We start from the raw sequence: 16,658 nt of genomic DNA, 5'->3' as shown, positions 1-16,658 counted from the left end.
TGGTAATGACACTTGTCTTTCGTTTTGTTTCATTTAATCCTGCATCATGGTGATATAAAAATAAAACGAAAGATAATAGTTTTCCGATCTGTTTCACAAAAGAAACATAATGAAAGGTTTCAGCGCAGTGTTGGGTTGCGTCTGTACGTAAGGCGGGACTTGCATTCCCGAAAAAGAAAGGCCTTAATAGGCAAAACGAAATGAAACGAAAGACTATTTATTAAGGAGCTCGTATGAGCAGCACCGATTCATCCGCGGAAAAGCGCATCACCGGCACCAGTGAAAGGCGAGAGCAGATCATTCAGCGGTTGCGGGCGCAGGGAAGCGTGCAGGTTAACGATCTGTCTCATCTGTACGGCGTATCGACGGTGACGATCCGCAACGATCTGGCTTTCCTGGAGAAGCAGGGCATCGCCGTTCGCGCCTACGGCGGGGCATTGATTTGCGAAGGCAACATGCCGGGCGCTGAGCCTTCCGTGGAGGATAAAAGCTCGCTGAATACGGCGGTGAAGCGCAGTATCGCGCAGGCCGCTGCCGCGCTGGTTAAACCCGGGCACCGTATTATTCTGGACTCCGGCACCACGACGTATGAAATCGCCCGCATGCTGCGCCAGCACACGGACGTGATTGCGATGACCAACGGGATGAACGTGGCGAATGCGTTGCTGGAAGCGGAAGGGGTGGAATTGCTGATGACCGGCGGGCACCTGCGCCGTCAGTCGCAATCCTTCTACGGTGACCAGGCAGAACAGTCGCTACAGAATTACCATTTTGACCTGCTGTTCCTCGGCGTTGACGCCATCGATCTCGACCGCGGCGTAAGTACGCATAACGAAGACGAAGCACGACTGAACCGCAAAATGTGCGAGGTGGCGGAGCGTATTATCGTTGTCACGGACTCCAGCAAATTTAACCGCTCAAGTCTGCATAAAATCATTGATACGCAAAGGATTGATATGATTATTGTCGATGAAGGCATTCCGGCGGAGAGCCTGGACGGGCTGCGAAAAAGCGGGATTGAGGTGGTGCTGGTTTAAGGGGGCTTTCCCCTCACCCTAACCCTCTCCCCATAGGGGAGAGGGGACCGTTCGGTGCGGTTGGGAATATGAATTACGTCACCGGTGCCGGGTTGAACACCGCCAGCTGATTATGTAATCCCCATTGATCCGAGAAGGTTTTCTTCCGCCCGCTGGCGACATCCAGAATGAAGTGGAACAGCTTCCAGCCCACGTCCTCAATGCTCTCTTCCCCGGTGGCGATGGTGCCCGCGTTGATGTCCATTAAATCATACCAGCGGTTTGCCAGCTCGGTGCGGGTCGCCATCTTGATCACCGGCACCGCCATCAGGCCGTACGGCGTGCCGCGCCCGGTGGTAAAGACCTGCACCGTAATGCCGGATGCCACCTGCTGCGTGCCGCAGACGAAATCGCTGGCCGGCGTTGCCGCGTAGATCAGGCCGCGTTTGGTCGGGCGCTGGCCCGGAGAGAGCACTTCCACAATCGCGCTCTGGCCGGATTTGGCAATCGACCCGAGGGCTTTTTCCACTACGTTGGCCAGGCCGCCTTTTTTGTTCCCCGGTGAGGGATTTGCGCTGCGGTCGGTTTTGCCCATATCGAGATAGCTATCGTACCAGGCCATTTCCTCGAGCAGGCGCTTGCCGACCTCTTCATTAACGGCGCGTGGCGTGAGCAGATGGATGGCGTCACGCACTTCGGTCACCTCGGAGAACATCACCGTGGCGCCGCAGCGAACAAGCAGATCGGACGCATAGCCCACCGCCGGGTTGGCCGTCACGCCGGAGAAGGCATCGCTGCCGCCGCACTGTGTTCCCACTACCAAATCAGACGCCGGGCAGGTTTCGCGCTGGCGCTTGTTGAGCTTGTCCAGATGGCGTTCAGCCACCTGCAGGATATCGTCGACCATTGAGCGGAAACCCACGTGGTGCTCGTCCTGCAGACGCACGATGCTGGCCTCGTCTGCCGGAATGGCTTTCACATCTTCGGTGCCCTGCAGCAGGCGCTCTGGCTGCAATTTTTCACACCCCAGACCGATGACCATCACCTCGCCGCCAAAGTTTGGGTTCAGGGCGATATTGTGGATGGTACGGATAGGCACTACGGCAGCGGGGGCGTTAATCGCCACGCCGCAGCCGTAGAGGTGGTTCAGGCCAACCACGCCGTCGACGTTCGGGTATTTCGGCAGCAGATCGCGTTCGATGATTTTCACCACGTAATCCACTACGCCCGCCACGCAGTGCACGCTGGTGGTAATGCCGAGCAGATTCTTGGTGCCGACGCTGCCGTCCGCGTTGCGGTAGCCTTCGAAGGTATAGCCCCTCAGCGGAGGTAGCGGTTCCGGCACGCGGGTCGCCAGCGGAAGTGTGTTCATCGGCGGCGCTTCCGGCAGCGCCACCAGCGACTCCTCAACCCAGCTCCCCTGTGGTATAGAGCGAACGGCATAGCCGATGACTTCACCGTAACGTACGATTTCGCTGTTAGCAGGGATATCCACCAGGGCGACTTTATGTCCCTGCGGAATATGCTCAATTAGTTCCAGCCCGTCCGGGAAGCGGGTGCCCGCTTTTAAGCCATTGTCGTTGACAATAATCGCCACATTATCGGTGTCGTGGACTTTTATATAAAACGCCGTCGGCGATGCCTGTCGAATTTCAATGTCGGCCATTGTTCAGTATTCTCCAGCAAAGTGTCTGATAATAAATTCAGCCAATTTTCTAATGGTAGAAATAAATACGCGGCTTTCAGAAATAAAGCATGTCAGCATAGGGGATATGAAAATGTGATCGCGATCGCTCCAGAAACAGTAATGCCTGATTCTGTGCATTAGCGCCCAGCGCCTTGTGCATATGCAAAAAAAATTTATCGAAGTGTAACGCAATACTTGAGCATTAAAACAATGTGCGGTTGTGGATTGCGTCTTATACTGAATGACGATTTTATAACGCCAAAATACGTCAGAATAATAAATATAATGCTGGTGCGGTGTCTGAATAAATAAAGTGATGCTGATATAGGCTGCGGAATTAAAAAGGTAAATACGATGAGTAATGATATCTTCCCGAATAAATTTAAAGCGGCCCTCGCGGCACACCAGATTCAGATTGGCTGCTGGTCCGCGCTGGCAAACCCTATCAGCACCGAAGTGCTGGGCCTGGCCGGTTTTGACTGGCTGGTGCTGGACGGCGAACATGCTCCGAACGATATCAGCACCTTTATTCCACAGCTGATGGCGCTGAAAGGCAGCCCCAGCGCCCCGGTAGTGCGCGTGCCCACCAACGAGCCGGTGATTATCAAGCGCCTGCTGGATATCGGTTTCTACAACTTCCTGATCCCGTTTGTGGAGACGGAAGAACAAGCGGCCCTGGCCGTAGCCTCAACGCGCTATCCGCCAGAAGGGATCCGCGGCGTTTCCGTTTCGCATCGCGCCAATATGTTTGGCATGGTGCCGGACTACTTCGCGCAGTCCAACAGCAACATCACCATTCTGGTTCAGATCGAGAGCCAGCAGGGCGTTGATAACGTTGACGCGATTGCCGCCACAAACGGCGTGGACGGGATCTTCGTCGGCCCAAGCGATCTGGCTGCCGCCTTTGGCCATCTGGGTAACGCCAGCCACCCTGACGTGCAGCGCGCGATCCAGCACATCTTTGCCCGCGCTAAAGCTCACGGCAAACCGTGCGGCATTCTGGCGCCGGTTGAGGCTGATGCCCGTCGCTATCTGGAGTGGGGAGCCACGTTTGTAGCCGTCGGCAGCGACCTCGGCGTATTCCGCTCGGCCACGCAGAAATTAGCCGACGCTTTTAAAAAATAACCATCATTGAGGAAACAGATTATGACGCTGAAAGTGGGTTTTATTGGCCTGGGCATCATGGGTAAACCAATGAGTAAGAACCTCATCAAAGCGGGTTACTCACTGGTGGTATCCGATCACAATCCGCAGGCCGTGGCAGAGGTGATAGCGGCTGGCGCTGAAACGGCTACCACCGCGAAGGCCATTGCCGAGCAGTGCGATGTTATTATCACCATGCTGCCAAACTCACCGCATGTTAAAGAAGTTGCGCTGGGTGAGAACGGCATTATCGACGGTGCGAAGCCGGGCCTGGTGTTGATTGATATGAGCTCTATTGCACCCCTCGCAAGCCGTGAAATCAGCGAGGCGTTAAAAGCGAAGGGCGTCGATATGCTGGATGCACCGGTCAGCGGCGGTGAGCCGAAAGCGATCGACGGCACGCTGTCGGTGATGGTCGGCGGCGATAAAGCCGTGTTTGATAAATACTATGACCTGATGAAAGCGATGGCGGGCTCCGTGGTGCATACCGGGGACATCGGGGCGGGTAACGTGACCAAGCTGGCAAACCAGGTGATTGTGGCGCTGAACATTGCCGCCATGTCCGAAGCGCTGACGCTGGCAACCAAAGCGGGCGTCAACCCGGATCTGGTCTATCAGGCCATTCGCGGTGGTCTGGCGGGCAGTACCGTGCTGGATGCCAAAGCGCCGATGGTCATGGATCGTAATTTCAAACCCGGTTTCCGCATCGACCTGCATATCAAAGATCTGGCGAACGCGCTGGATACGTCACACGGCGTGGGCGCACAGCTGCCGCTGACCGCGGCGGTCATGGAGATGATGCAGGCGCTGCGTGCCGATGGCCTGGGCACGGCCGATCACAGCGCGATTGCGTGCTACTACGAAAAACTGGCGAAGGTGGAAGTGGCGCGTTAATCACGCCTTGCCTACACCTTAGGGTGACAGCGGCGCGCAAACCCTCTATACTGCGCGCCGAAGCTGACCAGACAGTCGCCGCTTCGTCGTCGTCCCTTTCGGGGGAGACGGGCGGAGGGGAGGAAAGTCCGGGCTCCATAGGGCAGGGTGCCAGGTAACGCCTGGGGGGGAAACCCACGACCAGTGCAACAGAGAGCAAACCGCCGATGGCCCGCGCAAGCGGGATCAGGTAAGGGTGAAAGGGTGCGGTAAGAGCGCACCGCGCGGCTGGTAACAGTCCGTGGCACGGTAAACTCCACCCGGAGCAAGGCCAAATAGGGGTTCACAAGGTACGGCCCGTACTGAACCCGGGTAGGCTGCTTGAGCCAGTGAGCGATTGCTGGCCTAGATGAATGACTGTCCACGACAGAACCCGGCTTATCGGTCAGCTTCAACTTCTTAAAAAACCCCGCCTCGGCGGGGTTTTTGCTTTCCGGGTGTTGCTGGACGGGTAAGCGCAGCGCCGGACAAACGACATCAATTCTCATATTTGCGACATTAAGCACATTTCACTGCTTTTATACCTTTCGTATCGATCCAGTACCTGTAGACGATCGCCATCACAAAATTTCGCGCTGAAAAACACACGATTTTTAGTGTTGATAATTTGTTGTCTTTGTTGCATTTATGATCGCGAATCTTTTCTCGTTTGATATGCATATATTGAAATCAAATACATTTCTCCCGTGAATATGTGACGTATTCCACTCTTTTCCGCAAACCTGAAAATTTGCATCGGAAAAATTTAATAAATTGAAAGAATGTTTCAAACAAATAGCGGTTATTTATTGGTCTTTAATTGCCTGAAAGATCGTCTTTATTGATTTTTTTAACGCTGAGAAATTTATCAAGGTTATCGCCATAAAATAAATTTATTACTACTGCTTTTATTGATCGATATCAGCGTAATGGTGTGGTTGTATTTATTTATGTTATTGATAACAAATGTGTTTTTTGGTTGTTGTTGTTCCTGTGAAGCGTGCGGAAAAGCAAATTGTGAGTGACAGCACATACCCCCTTAAACACTATTAGGTAGAATCCGCTCCGTCATAGGGAAATAAGCGCAGAATATTATGAACACTATTATTCTACCGAAAACACAGCACCTCGTGGTATTTCAGGAAGTCATTAAAAGTGGCTCCATAGGTTCTGCAGCAAGACAGCTTGGCCTGACGCAACCCGCCGTCAGCAAAATCATCAGCGATATTGAGTCCTACTTCGGCGTGGAAGTGATGGTGCGTAAAAACACCGGCGTAAAACTCACTGCCGCGGGCCAGGTCCTGCTCTCGTACTCAGAGTCGATCACCCGCGAAATGAAAAACATGGTGAGTGAGATTAACAGCCTGAGTTTCAGCACCGTCATGGACGTCTCCTTTGGCTACCCGTCGCTGATCGGCTTTACCTTCCTGTCCGAGATGATCAAAAAATTCAAGGAAGTGTTCCCGAAAGCACGCGTCTCGATGTATGAAGCCCAGCTCTCCTCTTTCCTTCCGGCCATTCGCGACGGTCGTCTGGATTTCGCTATCGGCACGCTAAGCGATGAAATGCTGCTGCAGGATCTGCACGTCGAACCGCTGTTTGAGTCCGAGTTTGTGCTGGTCGCCAGCAAAACGCGAACGTGCACCGGCCCGACGACACTGGCATCGCTCACGCACGAGCAGTGGGTGATGCCGCAAACAGATATGGGCTACTACAAAGAACTTCTGACTACTCTGCAAAACAACCACATCAGCATCGAAAACATCGTCCAGACCGATTCCGTCGTCACCATTTATAACCTCGTGCTGAATGCCGATTATCTGACGGTCATTCCCCGCGACATGATTGCCCCGTTCGGTTCCGACCAGTTTATCGTGCTGCCCGTGGAAGATGAATTACCCGTGGCGCGTTATGCCGCCGTGTGGTCAAAAAATTACAGGATTAAAAAATCGGCGTCAGTATTAGTTGAGCTGGCAAAACAGTATTCGTCGATGAATATCGAAAGACGACGATGAATAATGAGTAATCATTTTAAAAACACCCAGAGCTTATCTCTGTAACGCTCTGATACCCTGACTTTGCCTGAAAAGAATGAATTATTATAACGAGGATATTATGCATATTACCTACGATCTCCCGGTAACGATTGAAGATATTCAGGACGCCAGAAAACGACTGGCAGGAAAAATATATAAAACCGGTATGCCGCGCTCGAATTATCTTAGCGAACGCTGCAAGGGCGAAATATTCCTGAAGTTTGAGAACATGCAGCGTACCGGCTCGTTTAAGATCCGCGGCGCGTTTAACAAATTAAGCTCGCTGACCGACGCTGAAAAACGCAAAGGCGTTGTCGCCTGCTCCGCGGGGAACCACGCGCAGGGTGTGTCCCTCTCCTGCGCGATGCTCGGCATCGACGGCAAAGTGGTGATGCCGATGGGCGCGCCGAAGTCTAAAGTGGCCGCGACGCGCGACTACTCGGCGGAAGTTGTGCTGCACGGCGAGAACTTCAACGACACCATTGCCAAAGTCAGCGAAATCGTCGAGATGGAAGGGCGTATTTTTATTCCGCCATACGATGATGCCAAAGTGATCGCCGGGCAGGGCACCATCGGTCTGGAAATTCTCGAAGATTTATACGACGTGGATAACGTTATTGTGCCTATCGGCGGCGGCGGTTTGATTGCCGGGATTGCGACGGCAATTAAATCCATCAACCCCACCATTAATATTATCGGCGTGCAGTCAGAAAATGTTCACGGCATGGCGGCATCGTATCAGGCCGGAGAAATAATGAGCCATCGCGTTACCGGCACGCTGGCCGATGGCTGTGATGTTTCTCGTCCCGGTAATTTACCGTTCGAAATTGTTCGCGAGCTGGTTGATGACATTGTGCTGGTCAGCGAAGACAACATTCGCGACAGCATGATCGCGCTTATTCAGCGTAATAAAGTGGTGACGGAAGGTGCCGGCGCGCTGGCCTGTGCCGCGTTATTAAGCGGCAAGCTCGATCGCTATATTCAGGGTCGTAAAACCGTCTGCATTATTTCCGGTGGCAATATCGATCTCTCCCGTGTTTCCCAAATTACCGGCTTCGTTGACGCATAAAGGTGACCTATGAGCAACACAGAAAGCATTATCGTTGGCCAGACAAAAACGTCCTCCTGGCGTAAGTCTGATACCACCTGGACGCTTGGCCTGTTTGGTACCGCCATTGGCGCAGGCGTGCTGTTCTTCCCCATTCGCGCTGGCTTTGGTGGATTGATCCCTATCCTGCTGATGCTGGTTCTCGCGTTCCCGATTGCGTTTTACTGCCACCGCGCGCTGGCGCGTTTGTGCCTCTCCGGCAGCAACGTCTCGGGCAACATCACCGAAACGGTGGAAGAGCACTTTGGAAAAACCGGCGGGGTGGTGATCACCTTCCTCTACTTCTTCGCTATTTGCCCGCTGCTGTGGATTTACGGCGTCACCATTACCAACACCTTTATGACCTTCTGGGAAAATCAGCTCCAGCTACCTGCGCTGAACCGCGGCGTGGTGGCGCTGTTCCTGCTGCTGCTGATGGCCTTTGTTATCTGGTTTGGTAAAGACCTGATGGTGAAGGTCATGAGCTTCCTGGTGTTCCCGTTTATCGCCAGCCTGGTGCTGATTTCCCTGTCGCTGATCCCTTACTGGAACTCGGCGGTGATTGACCAGGTCAACCTGAGCGATATCGCCTTCACCGGTCATGACGGCATTCTGGTCACGGTGTGGCTGGGTATCTCCATCATGGTCTTCTCCTTCAACTTCTCGCCTATCGTCTCCTCGTTTGTGGTTTCCAAGCGCGAAGAGTACGAGCCGGAGTTCGGGAAAGCGTTCACCGAGCAGAAATGTTCCAAAATCATCGGTCGCGCCAGCCTGCTGATGGTGGCCGTGGTGATGTTCTTCGCCTTTAGCTGCCTGTTTACGCTCTCTCCGCAGAACATGGCGGACGCTAAGGCGCAGAACATTCCGGTGCTCTCTTACCTGGCGAACCACTTTGCGTCAATGTCTGGCACCAAATCGACGTTTGCGACGGTACTGGAATACGGAGCCTCCATCATCGCGCTGGTCGCTATCTTCAAATCCTTCTTCGGTCATTACCTGGGCACGCTGGAAGGGCTGAACGGCCTGATCCTCAAGTTCGGCTACAAGGGCGATAAGAAGAAAGTCTCCGTTGGCAAGCTGAACACCATCAGCATGGTGTTCATCATGGGCTCCACCTGGGTTGTGGCCTACGCCAACCCGAACATTCTGGACCTTATTGAAGCCATGGGCGCACCAATCATCGCCTCTCTGCTGTGCCTGCTGCCGATGTATGCCATCCGCAAAGCACCGGCGCTGGCGAAATACAAAGGGCGTACCGAGAACATCTTCGTTACCGCGGTCGGCCTGCTGACCATTCTGAATATCGTTTACAAACTGTTCTAAGCCATTGCTCAGGAAGAGCGGAGTCACATGATGATTGAGTTTCCGGTTGTACTGGTAATTAACTGCGGATCGTCCTCTGTTAAGTTTTCGGTGCTCGACGCCAGCAGCTGCGATGCCCTGATGACGGGCATTGCAGATGGGATCAACACCGAGAAGGCCTTTATTTCCGTGAACGGGGGTGAGCCAGCCAGACTGGCTCACCAGGACTACGAAGGGGCGCTGGCTGCCATCGCCCTGGAGCTGGAGAAGCGTAACCTGATGAGCAGCGTGGCCTTAATTGGCCACCGCATTGCGCACGGGGGAAATCTCTTCAGCGAGTCGACCCTGATCACGGAAGAGGCGATCGCGCAGATCCGACAGGTTTCCCCGCTGGCGCCACTGCATAACTACGCCAACCTGAGCGGCGTGGAAGCCGCAGAGCGTCTGTTCCCGGGCGTGCAGCAGGTGGCGGTATTTGATACCAGCTTCCACCAGACGCTGCCGCCGCAGGCGTATCTGTACGGATTGCCGTACCGCTATTTTGAAGAGCTGGGCGTGCGCCGCTACGGCTTCCACGGCACCTCTCACCGCTACGTAGCCGCGCAGGCGCATACGCTTCTCGGGCTGTCCCCCGATGACAGCGGCCTGGTGATTGCCCATCTCGGCAACGGAGCCTCCATCTGTGCGGTGCGCAACGGCGAAAGCGTCGACACCTCGATGGGGATGACGCCGCTGGAAGGGCTGGTAATGGGGACGCGCTGCGGCGACGTGGACTTCGGCGCGATGGCGTGGATTGCCCAGCAGACCGGCCAGTCGTTCGAGGATCTGGAGCGCGTGGTCAATAAAGAGTCCGGGCTGCTGGGGATCTCCGGCATCTCCTCCGATTTACGTACGCTGGAGAAAGCCTGGCACGAAGGCAACGAGCGGGCGCAGCTGGCTATCCATACCTTCGTGCACCGCATTTCGCGGCATATCGCCGGGCACGCGGCGTCGCTGCACCGCCTGGATGGGGTGGTCTTTACCGGCGGTATTGGCGAAAACTCGAAGCTTGTCCGCGCGCTGGTGGCGGAACATCTGAAAGTCTTCGGCATCATCCTCGACGACGACAAAAATGCCCTGCCGGGCAGCGCGGGTGAGCGCGTGATCTCCACCGAATCGTCCCGCGTGGCCTGCGCGGTTATCCCTACCAACGAAGAAAAAATGATCGCGCTGGACGCCCTCCGTCTTGGAAAGGTTACCCCGGCCGCGGCTTACGCCTGATAAAGCGAGAAACACATGAAAGTAACAATCGATACGGGCGTCGCGCCCTACAGCGACGCATGGGCCGGGTTTCGCGGTGAAGAATGGAAAAACGCCGTCAACGTCCGCGATTTTATTCAGCATAACTACACCCCTTATGAAGGCGATGAAGCTTTCCTCGCGCAGGCGACGCCAGCAACGACGGCGCTGTGGCAGAAGGTAATGGTCGGCATTCGCCAGGAGAATGCCACCCACGCCCCGGTGGATTTTGACACCAACATTGCCACCACCATTACGGCCCACGGGCCGGGCTATATCGACCAGGATCTGGAGACGATCGTCGGCCTGCAAACCGATAAGCCGCTCAAGCGCGCGCTGCATCCGTATGGCGGGATCAACATGATCCGCAGCTCGTTCGAAGCCTATGGCCGGGAGATGGATCCGCAGTTCGAATACCTGTTTACCGACCTGCGCAAAACACACAACCAGGGCGTGTTTGACGTCTATTCGCCGGAGATGATGCGCTGCCGTAAATCCGGCGTGCTGACCGGTCTGCCGGACGGCTACGGGCGCGGACGCATCATCGGCGACTATCGCCGCGTGGCGCTGTACGGGATCGCTTATCTGGTGCGCGAGCGCGAACTTCAGTTTGCCGATCTGCAGGGCAGGCTGGAGCGCGGTGAAGATCTGGAGGCGACGATCCGCCTGCGTGAAGAGCTGGCGGAGCACAGGCGCGCGCTGCTGCAGATCCAGCAGATGGCGGCGAACTACGGCTTTGATATTTCACGTCCGGCGATGAACGCCCAGGAAGCGGTGCAGTGGGTCTATTTTGCCTACCTTGCAGCGGTGAAATCCCAGAACGGTGGGGCGATGTCGCTGGGGCGCACGGCCTCGTTCCTCGATATCTACATTGAACGCGACATGCAGGCGGGGCGCCTGAATGAAGTCCAGGCGCAGGAGCTGATCGACCACTTCATCATGAAGATCCGCATGGTGCGCTTCCTGCGCACGCCGGAGTTCGACACGCTCTTCTCCGGCGATCCAATCTGGGCGACGGAAGTGATCGGCGGCATGGGGCTGGACGGGCGCACGCTGGTGACCAAAAACAGCTTCCGCTATCTGCACACGCTGCACACCATGGGGCCTGCGCCGGAGCCGAACCTGACGATCCTCTGGTCTGAACAACTGCCGATTGCGTTCAAAAAATACGCCGCGCAGGTGTCGATCGTCACCTCTTCGCTGCAGTATGAGAACGACGATCTGATGCGTGCGGACTTCAACAGCGACGACTACGCCATTGCCTGCTGCGTCAGCCCGATGGTGATCGGCAAGCAGATGCAGTTCTTTGGCGCGCGCGCCAACCTCGCCAAAACGCTGCTGTACGCGATCAACGGCGGGGTGGACGAGAAGCTGAAGATCCAGGTCGGCCCGAAAACCGAGCCGCTGCTGGACGACGTGCTGGATTACGACACCGTGATGGCGAGCCTCGATCACTTTATGGACTGGCTGGCGGTGCAGTACATCAGCGCCCTGAACCTCATTCACTACATGCATGATAAGTACAGTTACGAAGCCTCGCTGATGGCGCTGCATGACCGCGACGTCTATCGCACCATGGCCTGCGGCATTGCCGGGCTGTCCGTGGCGGCGGATTCCCTGTCGGCCATTAAATACGCCACGGTGAAGCCAGTGCGCGACCACACCGGTCTGGCGGTCGATTTTGTGATTGAAGGGGACTATCCGCAGTACGGCAACAACGACGACCGCGTGGACAGCATCGCCTGCGACCTGGTGGAGCGCTTTATGAAGAAAATTCAGGCGCTGCCAACCTACCGCAACGCGGTGCCAACCCAGTCGATCCTGACCATCACCTCCAACGTGGTATACGGCCAGAAGACCGGGAACACGCCGGACGGACGCCGCGGCGGCACGCCGTTTGCGCCAGGCGCGAATCCGATGCACGGCCGCGACAGAAAAGGGGCCGTGGCCTCGCTAACGTCGGTGGCCAAGCTGCCGTTCACCTATGCGAAAGACGGGATCTCCTACACCTTCTCCATCGTGCCGCAGGCGCTGGGCAAGGACGAGCTGGTGCGCAAAACCAACCTGGTGGGGCTGCTGGACGGGTACTTCCATCACGAAGCGTCCATTGAGGGCGGGCAGCATCTGAACGTCAACGTCATGAATCGGGAAATGCTCCTCGATGCCATCGCGCATCCCGAGAATTACCCGAACCTGACGATCCGCGTTTCAGGCTATGCGGTGCGTTTTAACGCCCTGACGCGCGAGCAGCAGCAGGATGTGATTTCGAGGACGTTTACGCAATCTATCTGATGACATCCAGGTCTCATGCCCCCTCAACCCTGGGGGCATTTTTTTGCCCGCTAAACATACAAAATTGTTTATATAATTATTCACACATATTCATCCGCTCTTGAAAAACAATACGCCTGCTTTTCCCTATCACAGCATGTAAGGACAGTAAGATGATGAAAATGACCCGTATTGCGCTGGTCGCCGCCTCGCTGGCAGCGTGCAGTTTTACGGCACAGGCCGCGAACGTTGAGGCTGCCCCGTCTCCCTCGCAGGATCCGCTGGTACAGCACCTGAAGCTCAGCAATGAGCAGGTTAAGAAGATTGAAGATCTGCATAAGCAGCTGGAACAAAATGTCAGTAAGATCCCGATGACGGGCGTGAAGGACGGCGCGCTGATCGACATGTTCCAGGCGGGTAAATGGGACGAAAGCACGGTGAAAAGCCAGCTTGCTGCCTTTAGCAAAATTGAAGAGCAGACCCGCTATTACCGCGTGAAATATTACTTCGACGTCAGCCAGGTGTTGACGCCGGAACAGCGTAAGCAGATTAGAACCGATATGGCTAACGCGCTGGCAGAGTGATTTCGTACGTCGTGAACAGCGCCGGATGATTCTGCCGTGGATCGATCGGTTCCCTCTCCCACTGGGAGAGGGTTAGGGTGTGAGTATTTTTTAAACCGGCAAATCAATCAGCAGCGCGCGCAGCGGCGTATCCGCCACCAGGGTGATGTTCGCTTCATCACGAATAAACGCCCCGTCGCCGCAGGTGAGCGCTTCTTTCTCTTCCGTGTGCGTCACCGCATGTACCGTACCGTGAATAGACTGTAAATAGGCGCGCGGACCATGAAGCTGGAAGCTCGCCTGTTCACCTTTCTTCAGTTCGATATGGTGCAGCCACACCTGCTGGCGCAGCTGCAGGCTACCTTTACTGCCGTCCGGCGATGCAATCAGCTGCTGCTTATCGCCCGTTAAATCTAACTTCTGCACCAGCGGATTTTCACGCTCGGGGCAGGCGTCCAGCCACAGCTGCATACGGGTCAGCGTTTTATCTTTGCTGAGGTTATGCTCGCTGTAGCTGATGCCCGGCTGCGTGGAAATTAACAACGCTTCGCCAGCCTTTGCCTGGACATGATTGCCCTCGCTATCGCGGTATTCTGCCTCGCCTTCCAGGATCAGGTTCAGGATATCGACTTTCGGGTACGTACGCGGCTGGAAGGAGGCGCCCGGGGCGAGCACTTCCTGATTCAACACGCGCAGTGAAGCGTAACCGAGGAGTTTAGGGTCAAAGTAGTGTCCAAAGGAAAAGGTGTAGCGGGCCTGCAGCCAACCGAAATCGGCTTGTCCGCACTGTTTAGCTGTTCTTGTCGTAATCATAAACTTGACCTCTCTTTACACTAAAACAATGGTAAAGGTATGGACGCTGCATTGTTAGCCAGATATTCTGCCCGGTATGTTCAAATTTCCTGAATGAGAACGAGATGGCTAAAGAGAGAGCATTGACGCTTGAGGCGCTTCGCGTTATGGACGCGATTGACCGGCGCGGCAGTTTTGCGGCGGCGGCAGATGAGCTGGGGCGCGTTCCGTCTGCGCTAAGCTACACCATGCAGAAGCTGGAGGAAGAGCTGGACGTGGTGCTGTTTGACCGCTCCGGTCATCGAACAAAATTCACCAACGTGGGACGAATGCTGCTGGAGCGCGGCCGCGTGCTGCTGGAAGCGGCGGACAAGCTCACGACAGACGCCGAAGCGCTGGCGCGCGGCTGGGAAACCCATCTGACGTTAGTTACCGAAGCGCTGGTGCCGACTGAAGCGCTGTTTCCGTTGGTGGACCGCCTGGCGGCGAAGGCCAATACGCAGCTGTCAATCATCACCGAGGTGCTGGCAGGCGCGTGGGAACGTCTGGAGACGGGCAGGGCGGATATTGTGATTGCGCCGGACATGCACTTCCGTTCCTCATCGGAAATCAACTCGCGCAAGCTCTACAGCGTGATGAACGTCTATGTTGCCGCACCCAATCACCCGATTCACCAGGAGCCGGAGCCGCTCTCTGAAGTGACGCGCGTGAAGTATCGCGGCGTGGCGGTAGCGGACACCGCGCGCGAGCGTCCGGTGCTGACGGTGCAGCTGCTGGATAAGCAGCCTCGTCTGACGGTCACCTCACTGGAAGACAAACGTCAGGCGCTGCTGGCCGGTCTGGGCGTGGCGACCATGCCGTACCCGTTTGTCGAACAGGATATTGCTGAAGGGCGGCTGCGCGTAGTCAGCCCAGAATATAGCCACGAGGTGGATATCATTATGGCGTGGCGCCGTGACAGCATGGGCGAAGCCAAATCATGGTGTTTACGCGAAATTCCGAAGCTTTTCACGCAATACAATAAATAAAATCGTAATTGGTAGACCCGGTAAGCGTAAGCGCCACCGGGCTTTTTTTATGCGCCGATCTTAGGATCCGGACCAAAGCGGTTTTCGCCCGGCGTCCCGCTCTGGCAGTTGAAGATCAAAATCACGATCCAGCCAATAATCGGGATCAACAGCAGCAGTAGCCACCACGCTGAACGATCGGTGTCGTGCAGTCGACGGAACAGCACCGCCCACGATGGCAGCAAGACTAACAGGCCGTAAATGGTGGTCAGCACGCCTTCACCGCCAGCCCGCTCCCAGCCAAGAATTTTATCCACAATACCCAGCACCATAATGAGAATGAAGTTCACCAGAACGAACATCCAGTACTCTTTGCGGCGGGCACGGCCACCAAATCCAATGTAGTTACGCAGTACTTTTAAATACCAGTCCATTTTCCTTGCCTCATTAGTCAGTCAATCACTTGTTTTCTAAGCGATCGAGGTAAGGATAGATGGAGATTGTGAATTAAAAAAGGGCATCTGGTGATGCCCTTCGTATTTATCCAAATCGGACGTCGCGCCCGTGAGGTTCATCCAGATCCTGCCACGGCCCAATGGAGATAATGCCCGTCGGGTTGATGGTTTTATGGCTGCGGAAATAGTGGGTGCGGATATGGTGGAAATCGACCGTGTCGGCAATACCCGGCATCTGGTAGATGTCGCGCAGGAAACCATGCAGGTTCAGGTAATCGCTGATGCGGTGCTTGTCGCACTTAAAGTGGGTGACATAGACCGGATCGAAGCGAACCAGCGTGGTCCACAGGCGAATGTCCGCTTCCGTCAGGCGATCGCCCGTCAGGTAGCGATGCTGGCCCAGGATCTGCTCGAGACGCTCAAGCGATTCAAACACCTTTCCGACCGCTTCGTCATACGCTTCCTGGCTGGTGGCGAAACCGGCCTTGTAGACACCGTTGTTGACGTTGTCGTAAATCCAGCTGTTCAGCTCGTCAATTTTCTCACGCAGCTCAGCCGGATAGTAATCTCCGGCACGGGCGCCGTGCGCGTCAAACGCGGTATTGAACATGCGGATGATTTCCGCAGACTCATTGCTGACAATCGTCTGGTTTTTCTTGTCCCACAGGACCGGCACGGTAACGCGCCCGGTGTAGTGAGGATCGGCGCGCAGATAGAGCTGGTAAAGGAAATCGTGGTGGTAAAGATCGTCGCCGGTCGCCGCGGGGAAATCACTGTCAAACGTCCAGCCGTTTTCCAGCATCAGCGGGTTCACGACCGAAACCGGAATTAAGGATTCGAGACCTTTAAGCTTGCGCACAATCAGCGTGCGGTGTGCCCACGGGCAGGCAAGCGAAACATAAAGATGATAACGGTCTTTCTCAGCCGCGAAGCCGCCTTCGCCGCTCGGGCCTGGCGCGCCGTCGGCGGTCAGCCAGCTACGGAAGGCCGAAACTGAGCGCTTGAAGCGACCTCCGGTGGATTTGGTGTCATACCAGACATCCTGCCATACGCCGTCTACGAGTTGTCCCATTTTTTCTCCTCCGTCAGATAGCAAAAGCGAGGAGATG

Annotated in this window: 14 protein-coding genes and 1 other RNA gene; 11 read left to right on the top strand and 4 right to left on the bottom strand. The window is 55.5% G+C overall.

Annotated elements, in window-relative coordinates; translation table 11 throughout:
- Positions 1-233 precede the first annotated feature (233 nt).
- Positions 234-1,037, top strand: a complete 804-nt coding sequence (locus INF68_RS07685; RefSeq protein ID WP_023309305.1) for a DeoR family transcriptional regulator — start codon at positions 234-236, stop codon at positions 1,035-1,037.
- A gap of 73 nt (positions 1,038-1,110) precedes the next feature.
- Here INF68_RS07685 and garD read toward each other — a convergent pair whose 3' ends face one another.
- The gene (gene garD / locus INF68_RS07680; protein WP_126785741.1) at positions 1,111-2,682 is read right to left on the bottom strand and encodes a galactarate dehydratase; all 1,572 of its coding nucleotides are present in this window, start codon (positions 2,680-2,682) and stop codon (positions 1,111-1,113) included.
- Positions 2,683-3,057: 375 nt separating this feature from the next.
- Between garD and garL the strand changes: the two genes are divergently transcribed.
- From garL to INF68_RS07635, 9 genes are all read left to right on the top strand, one after another.
- Positions 3,058-3,828: a 2-dehydro-3-deoxyglucarate aldolase gene (gene garL, locus INF68_RS07675; protein ID WP_126785742.1), complete on the top strand. Its 771-nt coding sequence runs from the start codon at positions 3,058-3,060 to the stop codon at positions 3,826-3,828.
- A gap of 21 nt (positions 3,829-3,849) precedes the next feature.
- Complete coding sequence (gene garR / locus INF68_RS07670) at positions 3,850-4,740, top strand: 2-hydroxy-3-oxopropionate reductase (protein WP_109845816.1); 891 nt, start codon at positions 3,850-3,852, stop codon at positions 4,738-4,740.
- A gap of 59 nt (positions 4,741-4,799) precedes the next feature.
- An RNA gene (gene rnpB / locus INF68_RS07665) (RNase P RNA component class A) lies at positions 4,800-5,176 on the top strand.
- Positions 5,177-5,852: 676 nt separating this feature from the next.
- The gene (gene tdcA / locus INF68_RS07660; protein ID WP_109845815.1) at positions 5,853-6,773 is read left to right on the top strand and encodes a transcriptional regulator TdcA; all 921 of its coding nucleotides are present in this window, start codon (positions 5,853-5,855) and stop codon (positions 6,771-6,773) included.
- A gap of 100 nt (positions 6,774-6,873) precedes the next feature.
- Positions 6,874-7,863 carry a bifunctional threonine ammonia-lyase/L-serine ammonia-lyase TdcB gene (gene tdcB / locus INF68_RS07655; RefSeq protein WP_109845832.1) on the top strand — a complete coding sequence of 330 codons (990 nt, stop codon included), beginning with the start codon at positions 6,874-6,876 and terminating at the stop codon, positions 7,861-7,863.
- A gap of 9 nt (positions 7,864-7,872) precedes the next feature.
- A complete protein-coding gene (gene tdcC, locus INF68_RS07650) occupies positions 7,873-9,204 on the top strand; it encodes a threonine/serine transporter TdcC (protein WP_029739656.1) in 1,332 nt (443 codons plus the stop codon).
- Between the two features lie 30 nt (positions 9,205-9,234).
- On the top strand, positions 9,235-10,443 hold the full coding sequence (tdcD, locus tag INF68_RS07645; protein ID WP_126785920.1) for a propionate kinase: 1,209 nt from the start codon (positions 9,235-9,237) through the stop codon (positions 10,441-10,443).
- Positions 10,444-10,458: 15 nt separating this feature from the next.
- Positions 10,459-12,753 carry a formate C-acetyltransferase gene (pflB, locus tag INF68_RS07640; protein WP_023309297.1) on the top strand — a complete coding sequence of 765 codons (2,295 nt, stop codon included), beginning with the start codon at positions 10,459-10,461 and terminating at the stop codon, positions 12,751-12,753.
- A gap of 152 nt (positions 12,754-12,905) precedes the next feature.
- Positions 12,906-13,316 (top strand): Spy/CpxP family protein refolding chaperone, encoded by a 411-nt coding sequence (locus tag INF68_RS07635; RefSeq protein WP_033146727.1) that lies wholly within the window; start codon positions 12,906-12,908, stop codon positions 13,314-13,316.
- Between the two features lie 90 nt (positions 13,317-13,406).
- Here INF68_RS07635 and INF68_RS07630 read toward each other — a convergent pair whose 3' ends face one another.
- Positions 13,407-14,108, bottom strand: a complete 702-nt coding sequence (locus tag INF68_RS07630) for a pirin family protein (RefSeq protein WP_023309295.1) — start codon at positions 14,106-14,108, stop codon at positions 13,407-13,409.
- A gap of 104 nt (positions 14,109-14,212) precedes the next feature.
- Between INF68_RS07630 and INF68_RS07625 the strand changes: the two genes are divergently transcribed.
- On the top strand, positions 14,213-15,115 hold the full coding sequence (locus INF68_RS07625; RefSeq protein WP_109845814.1) for a LysR family transcriptional regulator: 903 nt from the start codon (positions 14,213-14,215) through the stop codon (positions 15,113-15,115).
- Between the two features lie 47 nt (positions 15,116-15,162).
- Here INF68_RS07625 and INF68_RS07620 read toward each other — a convergent pair whose 3' ends face one another.
- Complete coding sequence (locus INF68_RS07620; protein ID WP_029739660.1) at positions 15,163-15,528, bottom strand: DUF805 domain-containing protein; 366 nt, start codon at positions 15,526-15,528, stop codon at positions 15,163-15,165.
- Between the two features lie 106 nt (positions 15,529-15,634).
- Positions 15,635-16,621: a glutathione S-transferase family protein gene (locus tag INF68_RS07615; protein ID WP_126785744.1), complete on the bottom strand. Its 987-nt coding sequence runs from the start codon at positions 16,619-16,621 to the stop codon at positions 15,635-15,637.
- Positions 16,622-16,658: the final 37 nt, after the last annotated feature.

It is taken from the genome of Enterobacter cloacae complex sp. P16RS2 (assembly GCF_014982155.1).
Taxonomy (GTDB): Bacteria; Pseudomonadota; Gammaproteobacteria; order Enterobacterales; family Enterobacteriaceae; genus Enterobacter; species Enterobacter cloacae_M.
The sequence above is the reverse complement of the archived record's forward strand: the minus strand, read 5'-3'. Positions and strand labels throughout refer to the sequence as shown.